Origin of the sequence: Nonomuraea sp. NPDC026600 (assembly GCF_040638335.1) — a bacterium.
Taxonomy (GTDB): Bacteria; Actinomycetota; Actinomycetes; order Streptosporangiales; family Streptosporangiaceae; genus Nonomuraea.
Window position 1 is genome coordinate 314,254 of the sequence record NZ_JBEZYD010000007.1, and the last position, 13,054, is coordinate 327,307.

A 13,054-nucleotide genomic window follows, 5' to 3' on the forward strand; every position below is an offset into this window, starting at 1 on the left:
GGGGTTTGCGGGTCACCATGTCACCGGCTCAGGTCGCGGGTGATGGCGCGGGCGGCGTCGCGGACATAGGAGACGATCGTGATGTGCGGCTCGCCGTCGTCGGCCAGCCGCTCGACCGCGCCCCTGACGCCGATGGCGCCGACGGTGACGCCGCGGCCGTCCCTGATCGGGGCGGCGATGGAGACCTCGCCCTCGACCAGCTCCTCCACGTCGCAGGCCCAGCCCCGGCCGCGGACCAGCTCCAGCTCCTTGGCCAGGTCGTCGGCGCCGGTGATGGTCCTGGGCGTGAAGGCGGGCAGCCCTTCGGCGGCGGTCTCGTCGCCGCTTGTCGCTGTGGCGCTCGCGTGGGACGTCTCGACGGTCGCGTGGGACGTCGTACCGGATGCGTGGGACGTCGTACCGGATGCGTGGGGCGTGGTGCCGGACGGCGCGTCGAACGCCGCCCCCGCGTCGCCGTACGGGTCGTAGGCGAGCAGGACCTTGCCGAGCGCGGTCGCGTGCGCGGGCAGCAGCGTGCCGACCTGCAGGACCTGCATGCTGTCGTCGGGCCTGAACACGTGGTGGACCACCAGGACGCCGCCCTCGTGCGCGGTGCCGATCCACACGCTCTCCCTGCTGCGCCCGGCCAGGGCGTCGGCCCAGTTGAGCGAGCGGGTGCGCAGCTCGTTGACGTCGAGGTAGCTGCTGCCCAGGTGCAGCAGCGTGCCGCCGAGCCGGTAGCGGCCCGTGGCGGCGTCCTGCTCGACGAAGCCGACATGGACCAGCGTGCGCAGGATGCCGTGCAGCGTGCCCTTGGGCAGGCCCATCGCGCGGGCCAGCTCGGCCACGCCCAGCTCGCGCGGGCCGGAGGCGAGCAGCCTCAGGATGCCGGCGGCCCGTTCGACGGACTGGATGGTCTCTCCCACGCCCCACACCGTACCGTGGTTCGGCAATGCCGAACAGATGCAGCGTGGACTGTCCTCAGGAAGGGGGCACCGGGCTGGACGTCGGCTCGTCGGCGCCGTCGGCCGCCACCTCGGGCGGCCGGTGCTCGTACGGGGTGCTCAGCACGACGGTGGTGCGCGTGGAGACGTTCGCCGACGCGCGAATGTGCTGCAGCAGCTCCTCCAGCGCCAGCGGCGTGGCGACGCGCACCTTGAGGATGTAGCTCTCGTCGCCCGCCACGCTGTGGCACGCCTCGATCGCGCTCAGGTGGGCCAGCCGCTCGGGCGCGTCGTCGGGCGCGGCGGGGTCGATCGGCTTGATGGACACGAACGCCGTCATCGGCAGCGCGATCGCGTCATAGTCGATGATCGCGGCATAGCCGCGAACGACTCCGCGCTTTTCCAGGCGGCGGACCCGCTGGTGCACGGCGGATACCGAGAGCCCGGTCTCCCTGGCCAGATCGGTGAAGCTCATCCGGCCGTCCCGGGCCAGCAGCGTGATGATCTGGCGGTCGATCTCCTCCATCGGTCAAAGGTAGCCGCTCGTGGTCACGACATGGTCCCGACATGGTCCCGACCGGAGTGGCTCCTCTGTTCATGGCGTGTTCGACCAGCGTGATGAGCACTTCCCGGCCGGAATCCCGTCTGCGGGCATCGCAGCGCACGATCGGGATGTCCGGGTCGAGGCCGAGCGCCTGCCGTACCTCGCCGACGGTGAAGGGGCGCGCGCCTTCGAAGCAGTTGAGCGCCACCACGAACGGCTGCCCGCGCCGCTCGAAGTAGTCGATGGCCGGGAAGCAGTCGGCCAGCCGCCGCGTGTCGGCCAGGACCACCGCACCGAGCGCGCCCATCGCCAGCTCGTCCCAGACGAACCAGAACCGTTCCTGCCCGGGCGTGCCGAACAGGTACAGCATGTAGTCGTCCCGGATCGTGATCCGGCCGAAGTCCATGGCCACGGTCGTGGTCGGCTTGGCCTCGACGCCCGAGAGGTCGTCGATGTCCGTGCCGATGTGCGTCAGCGCTTCTTCCGTACGCAGCGGGCGGGTCTCGGAGACCGCGCCCACCATCGTCGTCTTGCCCGCGCCGAACCCGCCCGCGATCAGGATCTTGATCGCGGTCGGCAACCTCCATCGATCAGAGCGACCGAAGTCCATCCAGCACCGCCTGTACATCCCTCCGCGGCCGTGCCGCGCATGCACAAATCCGCCCCGAGGAGCCGTGGTCAGTGGAACCTGTCAAGGAGCAGAGAAAAGGTCGAATCACATGCCTGGCATCGAGACACCCTAGCAACGCCACATATTCCACTCAAGCCACAATCATCCTCAGGAATGAATATGTCATGGTTTGTCGTGTCTAGACCAGTTATTCGCTCCTGGTGTCCACCGCGGTAAAGGCCCCTGTCATGGCATGTTGCGAGACCGTAACAGCTTCAGAGGGCCTAACCGGAAATACCGTGCAGCCCCGCGTTGAACCCGATCTGTCGCCGCAGGTACACGGCGGTGCGCGGGCTGCGCTCGCGTACCGGCTCGAGCAGCTCCAGCGCCTCGTGCGCCAGCCCCGCCATCGCGTCCGTGACCTCGGCACGGCTGACGCCGAGCATGAGCACGTTGAGGTCGCCCCAGCTGACGTCCTTGCGATAGGAGGCGAGGTCGCCCAGCAGGTGCAGGTAGCGCTGCACGTGCGCGCTGACGGCCCGCAGCTCCTCCAGGTGATGCCGGGCCCACTCGTCGCCCGCGTAGATCCAGTGCGACAGGTCCACGAAGCAGGATCCCCGGCTGTCGGCGTTGTCCAGGTAGCGGGCGAAGGTGGGGGTGACCCGGGTGTCGCGCCACACCCACGCCCTGTCCATCGCGTCGAACATGCCGGCCAGCTGATCCCGCCAGAGCACGCGATGGTCCTCGAAGTCCTTGACCGTCGCCAGCTCGTCACGCAGGTCGGCCAGGAACCGGGTGACCGCCACCCGCGGCACCGCGCCGTCGGCCACGGCCAGGCAGTCGCGGGCCAGGGCGGTCACCTGGGAACGCGTCGTCGTCGTGTGATCCACCAGCCGGTCGACGGCCGACACCCAGAGCGCGGTCCGATTGACGATCTTGAGCGCGTGGGACGTGGCCCACGGGGCGCTGAAGGCACCGGTCAGCGCCAGAGCGGCGTAGAAGTCCGCGTCGAAGGCCGCCGGCGGGAACAGCCCGCCGTACATCTGGGCGCAACGACGGAGATCCCTGCCGCACTCCGCCGCGAGCGCGCACGCCATGCCGAGCTCGAACGCCTCGTTCAGCTCGTCGTCCGCCATCCTAGAGCCATCCCATGGGCATGCGGATCATGGGCGACGACCCCCCCAAACCGGCATTGCTGCCTCTACTGGCGAATTCTCACATGATCAACCACATTCGATCAAGGCAGGGACACCACCGTGTAACCCCGCACTGTCACCTCCACGTCATCCAGCGTGTCAGCGTTCCCCGTGCCAGCATCCACCGAGTCGGCCCGCCTGTCAGCCACTGTTATCAGCCCGCGCCGATCGCGATGAACGAGACATCGTCGCCGCGGGCCGCGCAGAGCGCCTGCGCCAGGCTGAGACCGCGCCGCAGCCCGTCGTGCAGGGCCACCATGACGGGCACCGCCGCCGCGTCGTTCACCGGCACGACACTGGCCACGATGCCGGCCGTGCCGAGGCGGAGCAGCGCGGTGGCCGGCCCGAGCACCTCATCGGCCCCCACCGCGGCCACCTGCCCGGAGTCGCAGCTCGACAGCACGAGCCGATAAGGGGCGCGGCGCAGCCGTTCGAGGTCGTACACGGTGAGGGGGCCATCGTCCAGCAGCAGCGAGGAGAACAGCGGGCTGTCGGCCCGGAACGTCCCGTGCGCCGCCAGGTGCGCGAGACGGCAGCCGTCGATGGCCGCCAGCACACCCTGGGCCGTCGCCGAACCATCGGCCAGCACAGTGGCGGGTCCTGCTGTGGACCTACCGCCGAACGCGGAGCCGGGCCCTGTGACGGGTCCCGCAGCTTCGGCGTACAACTCGGCGATGGAGCGCACCTCGCCGTCGGCGTTCGCCACGCCGGGGCCGCGTACGAGCACCACACCACCGTCGGCGGGCGGGACGGCCGTCCTGGCGCGCAGCCAGGCCGCCGCCGACGGCGCCACGCTGAAGGCCCTGCGGCGCAGCGCGGGCAACAACCCCCAGGGCGCCCCGTGCAGCGTGCTCGGCGGCACCACGACAAGCGACCCACCGCTCGGCCGCTCGTTGCCCAGACGAGTCGCCACCGGTCCCAGGAGGGCGCGTTCCAGCCGGTCGCCGAGGCGGGCGAGCTCCTGGGGGGCGGCGCGGTCCTGGTAGGCCAGCCGCCGCAGCCGCGATCTGGCGAACTCGATCTCCATAACGGCCGCCGCCGCGGGACCGACCGTGAACCGGCGTACCCGGCCGTCACCGCACAGCAGCGCGTACAGCACCCCGTCGACCACCACCAGCTCGACCAACCGGCCGCGGCCGATCGCCGCCAGGAGCCGCCGGCCGCCGGGGCCCGGGTCGTCGTCGCGGGCACCGGCGCCGCGCACGCGCAGCGTGGCGGCCCGCACCCGCGCCTCCAGCCGGTCCCGGTCGCGTTCCAGCGTGGCCGCCGACGAGCCGCCCTCGGACCGTGCCCGGCCCAGCAGGTGGTCGGTCTCGCGCAGCGCGGCGAGCTGGGCGAGCAGCCAATGGTCGTCGGGCGGGCGTACGGGAGGCACGTCCAGCGAGGTCGCCCGCCACCGTTCGGTCCAGGCGAGCAGGTGCCGGGGCCGTCCCGCGCGCAGCCAATGCCGCTGGGCCAGCGTGACCAGCTCGGCGCCGTGCGCGGTCGCCAGGGCCCGCAGCTCCGACGACCCGAACGCGAGCCGGTGCTCCTCGATCAGCGCCAGTCCCGCCCGGCAGGCGTACAGCAGCCGCCGGGGCCGTCCCGCCGCCTCCGCCCGCAGCGCCTCGGCCAGCCAGCCACCCGCCCTGGCCGTCGCGGGACCACGGTGACGGGCCCGCGCCGCCTCCGCCAGATGATGATCCGCCTCCCGCCCCCTGCCGAGCACCAGCGCCGTACGGCCCGCGAGCAGGTGAGCCTGCCACACCTCCGGCGAGCCGAGCCCCGCCAGCCTGGCCGCCAGCCGCCCGGCCTCGGCCAGCGACCTGGCGGACACCACCCCACCCCCCGGCCCCACACCACCGGCGGGCTGCCCGGCCGGTGCCGCGGCTTCGGTGAGGGCGGTCTGGACCAGGATGAGCTGGGCGTGTGCCGCCCACCAGGCGCGCCGCTGGCCGGCGAACAGGGCCCGCGCCTCCCCCGCCCGCGCCCGGGCCGTACCCGGATCCCCGGCCAGCAGCGCGGCCCGGGCGGCGATGAGCAGCAGCTCGGCCCGCATGGTCGCCTGCCCCCGCAGCCGCGCCAGGTGCCCCAGCGCACCGTCGGCCTGCTCCAGCGCGTCGCGCGCGAGCCCGGCCGCCAGCAGTACCGCGCACCGGTCGGCGGCCAGGTCGAACATCGGGGTGCCGAGCGCCTGGAAACCCCGGTCGGCCTCGTCGAGCAGGTCCAGCGCGACCGGCAGGTCACCCGCCCTGAAGGCGACGACGCCGCGGTTCTGGACGGCGACCACCGAGTCGTGTTCCTGGCTGGTGGTGGCGAACATCCGCTGGGCGACCCGGAAGTCCTCGTCGGCCAGGGCGACCGAGCCGCGCGCGAGCCGGACGTGCCCGCGCAGGGTCAGCGCGCGGGCCGCCCAGACGGTGTCGCCTGCGCCGAGCAGCGCCGGGGCGGCGATCTCCAGGTCCTCGAGCGCCTCACCGTGCCGGCCGAGGATCCAGCGGGCCCCGGCGCGTCTGAACAGCACCCGCGCCCTGGTGGTGCCGCCGGAGAGGGCGGCCGCCGTGTCGAGCGCGGACAGGCCGGGCCGGGTGCGGCCGTGCTGGAGGAGGGCGATGCCGAGGGTGGCCAGCACGTCGGCCTCGCGGTCGGGCGAGCCGGAGCGCCGCGCCAGCCGTACCGCCTGCCGCAGTTCGCGGATCGCCGCGTCGAGGTCGCCGAACTCGCGGCGCAGGATGCCGATCGCCTGATGCGCGATCGAGGTCTCGTACGGCCCCCGCCCGTCGGCGAGCATGGCCTTGGCGGCCGTCATGGCCTGGCGCGGACGCGCGAAGACCATGGCCAGCACATCGTGCGGATCAGCCGGAATCCGGGAATCCCTCGCCGTTTCCCCAGACACGCAGTCGATGGTAGATGCGGGCCATCCGGGCGTCCATGCGGCACGTGTATCAGGCACGCGCTACTCCGCTCATACATGGCGAGCCCGCAGTCACCCACCGAGGAGGTCCCGAAAGATGAGCACACCACGCTACGGACGCGACATGCGTTTCTGGGAGCAGCTCGAGATCCTCAACGAGGCGCTGCCGGAGGGCAGGCTGGCGGTGGCCGGGCCGCAGGGCGCGACCCCGGAGTCCGATGTCCTCCCGCGGTTCGCCTATCTCGCCGAGCACGTCCTGGTCCGCGCGCCCGACGTGGAACGTGCCATCGACCGCCTCCAGGCCGCCCTTCCGTCGCCGGAGCCGGTTCGCGTGGTCTGGCCCCCGGACCAGGACGCGCGGCGGGTCACGGTACGCAGGCTGTCCATCGGCTCCCGGGACGTCTTCCGCAGCCTCGGCCTGCTCAGGGAGGCCGGGATCCAGAGCACGCTGGTCCACTTCGTCACGGTCTCGGGCGTCAACCTGTGCCCGGGGGACGAGCCGGTGCCCAGCGGCGAGCCGCTCAAGCCGCCGATCGCCGGCCGCGACCGGGGCGAGGACGCGCACGTCACGGTGATCGACACCGGGCTCGTGCACGACTACCTCGACCACCAGTGGCTGGCGCAGAGCTCCGGCCAGCCGAACATCCCGATGGTCGACGGCGACGTCACCACCCAGGCCGAAGAGGTGGACTCCGACGGCTTCATCAAGCCGTACGTCGGCCACGGCACGTTCATCGCGGGCGTGCTGCGCTGCGTGGCGCCCAGCACGGACGTACGCGTCCACAACGGCTTCCCGTACGGCGGCGCGGTCGAGGAGGACCAGCTCGGCCTGCTCCTCCTGCAGACGCTCGACACCCACGGCTGGCCCGACATCCTGTCACTGTCGGCGGGCACCAGGACGAACGACGCCCAGGCGCTGCTCGGACTGGCCGACTTCGTCGGCGAGTTGGCCGATCACCCCGAGACACTGCTGGTGGCCGCGGCCGGCAACGACGGTGAGACCGTGCCGTTCTGGCCGGCCGCGTTCGCCGCGGAGGCGGTGAACGCCACCGGCGACGTGATCCTGTCGGTGGGCGCGCTGCGCGAGGACGGGCTCGGCCGGGCGTGCTTCAGCAATTACGGTGCCTGGGTGACGGTGTTCGCGCCGGGAGAGCGACTGATCAACGCCTACACCTCGGGCGACTACGAGTACGACTATCCGCACAACACGACCTGCCGCTTCCACCCGGTCGTCCCGCTGTATCCGGGCTGCACCTGCGTCGCGCCGCTGTCGGAGGGGGACGTGGTCAAGTTCAGCGGGATCGCGCAGTGGAGCGGTACGTCGTTCGCCACGCCGTTCATCGCCGGTCTCATCGCGGCGCGCATGTCGGAGGCCGGGGTGACCTCGCGGCAGGCGGCCGGGGAGCTCATCTCGGGACAGCTGGCGATACCTGATCTCAGTGGTTTCTTGCGATGACTCAACCACTCCCTGTTCTGGAGCGTCTCACGAAATATCATGAGCACTCCGCTCCAGGACAGGGAAGGACCGCCGTGGACGACACCGCAGCCCTCGTCAGAGCAGCCGCGGATGGGGACGCCGGTGCCTGGAAGGAGCTCTACCAGCGCCACAGCGGCCTGGTGTGGGCGGTGGCGCGTGCCTATCTCGTCAACGGGTCCGACGCGCAGGACGTCTGCCAGACGACGTGGTTCCGGCTGGCGGAGCACCTCACCAGGCTCAGGGACCCGGACAAGGTGGGTGCCTGGCTGGCCAGCACGGCCCGGCACGAGGCGCTGCGGGTGATCCGCGCGAGCGGGCGGGCCACGCCCGTCAGCGACATGGAGCTGCTGGGGATGGACATCGACGAGCGCTCCCCCGAGCACCTGATCCTGGAGGCGGAGGAGGCCATCGCCGACGCCGAGCGCGCGCTGGTGATGTGGGGCGCCTTCGAGGAGCTGTCGGACCGCTGCCGCCGCCTGCTGCGGCTGCTGATCGCCTCTCCGCGCCCCACCTATCAGGAGATCGCGTCAGGATTGGGCATCGCGGTGGGCAGCATCGGCCCGATCAGGGCCCGCTGCCTCCAGCGGCTGCGCACGCTGGTGGCCGAACGCGGAGTGACCGGAATACGCAGGTGAGGCATATGAACGATGAGGGCTTCGACCTGGAAGACGAGCTGGAGGACGAACTGCGCGAGATCGCCGGCCTGCTCGACCCCGTACCTCCCGCGCTGCTCGACGACGCCATGCAGGCGTTCACGCTGAGAACGCTGGACGCCGAGCTGGCCGCGCTCACCTTCGACTCCTGGGACGAGGAGCCCTCGACCAGGGTCAGGGGCGCCGGCCTGCCGCGGCTGCTCACGTTCGAGGCGGGCGGCGTGGCGGTGGAGCTGGAGGTCTTCGCGGCCCGGGTGGTGGGGCGGCTGTCGCCGGAGGGGCCCGCGGAGATCGATGTCCAGCGGCGCGACGAGGAGCTGCGCGTGCGCTCCGACGAGCTGGGCCGCTTCACCGCCGACGGCCTGGCCCGCGGCCCGCTACGGCTGCGCGTCACCCCGGACGGAGGCGCGACGATCGTCACCTCGTGGACGCGTCTCTAGGAACTCGTGAACGCGACTCCAGGAAGCTCTTGGACTGGTCTCCAAGAAGCTCTTGGACGCGCCTTCAGGAAGCTCTTGGACGCGCCTTCAGGAAGCGGCGCCGCGCCGGTTCCCTCCTCCGGCGCGGCGTCGTGGTTCTCTGTGGGCGGTTCAGGCGCTCTCCTCCAGCGCGGCCAGCTTGGCGGCGAGCGCGACCCGGGAGCCGATGCCGAGCTTGGTGTAGATCTTGCCGATGTGATACTCGACGGTCTTGACGCTGATCAGCAGCTCCCGGGCGATCTGCCGGTTGGTCAGGCCGCTGGAGACGAGCCTGGCCGTGCTGTACTCCTGAGGCGTCAGCCCCAGCCGTACGGTGCCCGGCGGTTCCAGGCCGCACGCCTCCAGCTCCTGCGCGCAGGCGGCCACGAGCGGGCGGGCGCCCAGCCGGGCGAAGATGGCCCCGGCGGCCCGCAGCCGGGCGGCGGCGGCCCTGCGCCTTCCGGTACGCCGCTGTAACCGGCCCAGGTCCAGCAGGACACGGGCCTCCTCCAGCGGGCAGGCGGCGCCGTCCAGGAAGCCCAGGGCGGCGGTGAAGCTCTCCTCGGCCCGCGCTGGAACGTTCCTGGCCGCCAAGAGCAGCCCGGTGAGCCTGGCCCGCCGGGCCCGCGCCCGCGCGCCATCGCCGGGCAGCGCGGCCAGCTCGGTCTCGGCCTCTTCCAGGCGTCCCTCCGCGACGAGGGTCTCGATGAGCTGCGGCCGGTGGTCGGGGACGAACGGGTCGTCGGCACCCGCCGGCGCGGCCCCGGCGCCGAGCAGCGCCATCGCCAGGTCCGCCTGGGTCTCGCCCATCACGTTGCGCTGGCAGCGGGCGACGGCCCTGGCGGCGGTGGCGTGGGCGAGGGCCCGTTCGTGCTCTCCCAGCGCGGCCAGCGGCGCGACGCACGCCACGTGCAGGGTGGGCAGCAGCCAGCGCTGGCCGAGTCCCTCCGCCTCAGCCAGCGCCCGCTCCGCCCCCGTCAGCGCGTCCTCCCAGCGCCCGTCGCCGTGCTCGGCCACGGCGAGCAGCGCGCTGCCGACCAGGCGGTGGTGCGGCAGCCCCGCCTCATCCCGCGCCGTCACGACCCTGGCCAGCACGCCGGCCGCCGCACCGGCCTCGCCCTCCCGCAGGAGCCCGACGGCCGCCGGGATACCCTCTTCCGCGGGTCCGCCCCCGAAGGCGCCCGCCGCCCGCCCGCCATCGCCGGGCGTCGCGCCAAGCTCGGCCTGTTTCGGGTGTCCCTCCGCGCCGAGGGTGGCCGTGCTCAGGGCCAGCACGTCGTACGGACGGCTGGTCGTGCTCTTGATCGGCTGGCCGGCCGCCAGACGGGCCCAGGTCGCCGCGGTGGCGGGATCCCCCTTGACCAGGTACAGCCAGGCGAGCTGCTCGGCCGTGTCGGCGGCGAAGCAGGGCGAACGATCCCGCCACGCCCCCGCGAGCAGTTCGGCGGCCTCGTCGAGCCGCCCCGCGGCCAGCGCGAGCCGTCCCAGGATGTAGCGGCGCACGGGCCGCGGGTCGGCGTTGCGGACGGCGGCCAGCTCGGCCGCGCGGACGACGTCGCCGCCCAGCAGCAGGTGCTTCAACGCGGCGGTACGCAGCTCGTCGCGCCGGGCCGCGCACTCGCAGAGCCCGGCGGCCAGCTCCAGGTGGGCGGCGGCGTCGAGCCAGAGGCCGTGCTGGGCCTCCTTGGCGGCGTACCTGGCCAGCTCCTCGGCCAGCGGCTGGTCGGGCCCGCCCGCCGCAGCGGCGCGGTGGCGCAGTGCCGTACCGGTGGCCTCGACGACCCGGGCGGCGGCCAGGTGCAGCCGCGCGCGGACGCCCGCGCCGAGCGAGCCGTAGACGGTGGCCGCGGCCAGCGGGTCGGGGAAGGCGACGAAGCGTCCGGGGAGCTCCTCGAGCAGCCCGGCGCCGACCGCCTCTTCGAGCGCGGTCAGCGGCTCGCCGGCGACCGCGGCCACCGAAGCGACCACGTGCAGCGGGTTCGGCTCGCCGAGCACGGCACAGGCGGCGACGAGCGCGCGTGTCTCCGCGCCGCACGCGCGAAGGCGGCGGGCGAAGGACCGGGCGTAACCCTCGGGAGCGGGCAGCCGGGCGCCGGGATCGGCCAGCATGGTCGGCGCGACGGTGGCGAGCAGTTCGCGGGCGTACAGCGGATTGCCCGAAGTGTGCTCGCACAGACGGCTGGCGGCACGCTCGCTCAACGGGTTCGGGGTCAACCCGGCCAGGTCCGCGGCGGACAGGCCGCCGAGGACGAGACGGAGCCTGCCCTCGCCGGTCAGCAGCCGCCGCAGCCCCTCCGGCAGCCACGGATCGGCGGTGCTGCGGCAGATGACCACCACGAGCACGCGGCCGGCGCGCAGGCGGCGCAGCAGGTAGCCGAGCGCCCGCAGCGACGCCCTGTCGGCCCACTGAACGTCGTCCACCAGGACGACGACGGGCCCGACGGCCTGCAGGCGGCCGACCGCCTCGCACAGGGCCTCCCCCACGGACCACAGGTCCCGCGCCGCCGCGCTCCTGATGGCCGCGCCCTCCGGCCCGGCTCCCCTCAACCTCGATCCGGAGCCGCCCGGTCCGGCCCTCCCCAGGCCGGTACCCCCCGATCCACCGCTCCCCAGTCCGATGCCGTCCAGGACGGTTCTCCCGAATCCGGCGTCCATTGGTCCGGCGCCGTCCAGGACGGATCGCGCCTGGTCGGCGAGCTGGCTGACGATCCCGTACCGCAGGTGCCGCTCGGCCTCGTCCCCGCTGGCCGCCAGCACCCGTACGTTCGCCTCCCCGTCGAGGACCTGGCGGATCAGCGCCGTCTTCCCGATGCCCTCGGGCCCCTCAATGACCATCCGCCGCACGGCGCCGTTGCCCGCGGCACGCAATTCCCCGCGCACCAGGGCGAGCTCCGTTGCTCTCCCGACGAACATCCCCTCTCCCTCCGTCGCCCCTCGACTTCCCAGAGCGCGCGCGGAGGGTCCTGATACACCTCTTTCACCGCAAACGTGCAGCGAAGGGGCGGTAACCGTTTTCCCTTTTCACATAGCCGACCCGCCGTTCCCCAGCAGGGCCCGGCGGGTCGGCCGGTTCGGCAGCGTCAGACGATCACCAGGTCGCGGGAGGTGACGTTCAGCCGCTCGCCGCCGGTCTCCGTGCACACCACGATGTCCTCGATGCGCGCGCCGTGCCGTTCGGGCAGGTAGATGCCCGGCTCGACGGAGAAGGCGAAGCCGGGCTCCATCGGCTCGGCGTTGCCGGAGACGATGTACGGCTCCTCGTGCGTCTCCACGCCGATCCCGTGCCCGGTGCGGTGAATGAAGTAGTCGCCGTAGCCCGCCGCGCCGATCAGGTCGCGGGCCGCCGCGTCGATCGACTCGCACGGCACGCCCGGCCGTACGGCGGCGCAGGCGGCGTCCTGGGCGCGGCGCAGCACCTCGTAGTACTCGGCGAAGTCGGCCGGCGGGGCGCCGACGGAGTACGTACGGGTGGAGTCGGAGCAGTAGCCGTTGTGCAGTTGCCCGCCGATGTCGACCACCACGGGCTCGCCCGCCTGGATCACCCGGTCCGACACGTCATGGTGCGGGCTGGCGCCGTTGGGGCCCGAGGCGACGATGACGAAGTCGACCGTCTCGTGCCCGGCGGCCAGGATCGCCTCGGCGATGTCCCGGCCGACCTCGCGCTCGGTGCGCCCGGCCCGCAGGAACTCCGGCACCCGCCGGTGCACCGAGTCGATGGCCTCCCCCGCCTCGCGCAGCGCCGCCACCTCGGCCGGCGACTTGCGCATCCGCAGTTCGCGCAGCACGCTGCCGGCCAGCACCTGCTCGGTCTGCGGCATGACCTCGCGGAAGCGCAGCGACGACATCGCGAACATCCGGTCGGCCAGCCCGACCTTGGCCACCCGGCCGAGCCGCGCGGCCGCGATGCCGTAGGGGTCATCGGTCTCGTCCCACGCCACGAAGTCCAGGCCGAGCCGCGAGGCGGGCGATGCCTGCGCGGCGGGCAGCTCCAGCCGGGGCACCATCAGGAACGCCTCGCCGGCGGCCGGCACCACCAGGCAGGTCAGCCGTTCTTGCGGCTTGGCCCCGTAGCCGCTCACATAGCGCAGGTCCGAGCCCGGCGTGAGCAGGAGGGCGTCGAGGCCGGATTTCGCGGTGGCCTCCTGGACGGCGGCCAGGCGGGACACGGGATACAAGTCTGAGGACGTCACAGGCACAATCTACTCGGACCGCTCCTCCTAAAATCCGCGAAAAGCTCTCACAACGCGGCAAGCCATGGCTACACTCCGCAGGTGGTCGATCACGTATTGTGGTGTCAATT

9 protein-coding genes and 1 pseudogene are annotated in these 13,054 nt (G+C 72.8%); 3 read left to right on the forward strand and 7 right to left on the reverse strand.

Going from position 1 to position 13,054, the window contains the following annotated elements; translation table 11 throughout:
- Positions 1-20: 20 nt before the first annotated feature.
- From AB0F17_RS19790 to AB0F17_RS19810, 5 genes and pseudogenes are all read right to left on the reverse strand, one after another.
- Positions 21-905: an IclR family transcriptional regulator gene (locus tag AB0F17_RS19790; protein WP_358024748.1), complete on the reverse strand. Its 885-nt coding sequence runs from the start codon at positions 903-905 to the stop codon at positions 21-23.
- Positions 906-960: 55 nt separating this feature from the next.
- The gene (locus AB0F17_RS19795) at positions 961-1,449 is read right to left on the reverse strand and encodes an Lrp/AsnC family transcriptional regulator (protein ID WP_358024751.1); all 489 of its coding nucleotides are present in this window, start codon (positions 1,447-1,449) and stop codon (positions 961-963) included.
- Positions 1,450-1,519: 70 nt separating this feature from the next.
- Positions 1,520-2,077: pseudogene (locus tag AB0F17_RS19800) on the reverse strand (ATP/GTP-binding protein); the annotation flags it as partial.
- A 284-nt stretch (positions 2,078-2,361) separates the two neighbouring features.
- Complete coding sequence (locus AB0F17_RS19805) at positions 2,362-3,213, reverse strand: terpene synthase family protein (RefSeq protein ID WP_358024755.1); 852 nt, start codon at positions 3,211-3,213, stop codon at positions 2,362-2,364.
- 214 nt (positions 3,214-3,427) lie between these two features.
- The gene (locus tag AB0F17_RS19810) at positions 3,428-6,148 is read right to left on the reverse strand and encodes a CHAT domain-containing tetratricopeptide repeat protein (protein ID WP_358024758.1); all 2,721 of its coding nucleotides are present in this window, start codon (positions 6,146-6,148) and stop codon (positions 3,428-3,430) included.
- Between the two features lie 115 nt (positions 6,149-6,263).
- Between AB0F17_RS19810 and AB0F17_RS19815 the strand changes: the two genes are divergently transcribed.
- The 3 genes from AB0F17_RS19815 (at position 6,264) to AB0F17_RS19825 (ending at position 8,736) form a co-directional block, all read left to right on the forward strand.
- Complete coding sequence (locus AB0F17_RS19815; RefSeq protein WP_358024761.1) at positions 6,264-7,622, forward strand: S8/S53 family peptidase; 1,359 nt, start codon at positions 6,264-6,266, stop codon at positions 7,620-7,622.
- Between the two features lie 74 nt (positions 7,623-7,696).
- Positions 7,697-8,278, forward strand: coding sequence for a sigma-70 family RNA polymerase sigma factor (locus tag AB0F17_RS19820; RefSeq protein WP_358024764.1), 582 nt, complete (start codon positions 7,697-7,699; stop codon positions 8,276-8,278).
- A 5-nt stretch (positions 8,279-8,283) separates the two neighbouring features.
- On the forward strand, positions 8,284-8,736 hold the full coding sequence (locus AB0F17_RS19825) for a hypothetical protein (protein ID WP_358024767.1): 453 nt from the start codon (positions 8,284-8,286) through the stop codon (positions 8,734-8,736).
- A 150-nt stretch (positions 8,737-8,886) separates the two neighbouring features.
- Here AB0F17_RS19825 and AB0F17_RS19830 read toward each other — a convergent pair whose 3' ends face one another.
- Both AB0F17_RS19830 and AB0F17_RS19835 read right to left on the reverse strand, forming a co-directional pair.
- On the reverse strand, positions 8,887-11,667 hold the full coding sequence (locus AB0F17_RS19830) for an AAA family ATPase (protein ID WP_358024770.1): 2,781 nt from the start codon (positions 11,665-11,667) through the stop codon (positions 8,887-8,889).
- Positions 11,668-11,834: 167 nt separating this feature from the next.
- Complete coding sequence (locus tag AB0F17_RS19835; RefSeq protein ID WP_358024773.1) at positions 11,835-12,944, reverse strand: Xaa-Pro peptidase family protein; 1,110 nt, start codon at positions 12,942-12,944, stop codon at positions 11,835-11,837.
- Between the last annotated feature and the right edge of the window lie 110 nt (positions 12,945-13,054).

Bases quoted from the DNA above. Each gene is read 5' to 3' on its own strand.
- AB0F17_RS19805 (WP_358024755.1), bottom strand. From the start codon at position 3,213: ATGGCGGACGACGAGCTGAACGAGGCGTTCGAGCTCGGCATGGCGTGC.
- AB0F17_RS19795 (WP_358024751.1), bottom strand. From the start codon at position 1,449: ATGGAGGAGATCGACCGCCAGATCATCACGCTGCTGGCCCGGGACGGC.
- AB0F17_RS19830 (WP_358024770.1), bottom strand. From the start codon at position 11,667: ATGTTCGTCGGGAGAGCAACGGAGCTCGCCCTGGTGCGCGGGGAATTG.
- AB0F17_RS19825 (WP_358024767.1), top strand. From the start codon at position 8,284: ATGAACGATGAGGGCTTCGACCTGGAAGACGAGCTGGAGGACGAACTG.
- AB0F17_RS19815 (WP_358024761.1), top strand. From the start codon at position 6,264: ATGAGCACACCACGCTACGGACGCGACATGCGTTTCTGGGAGCAGCTC.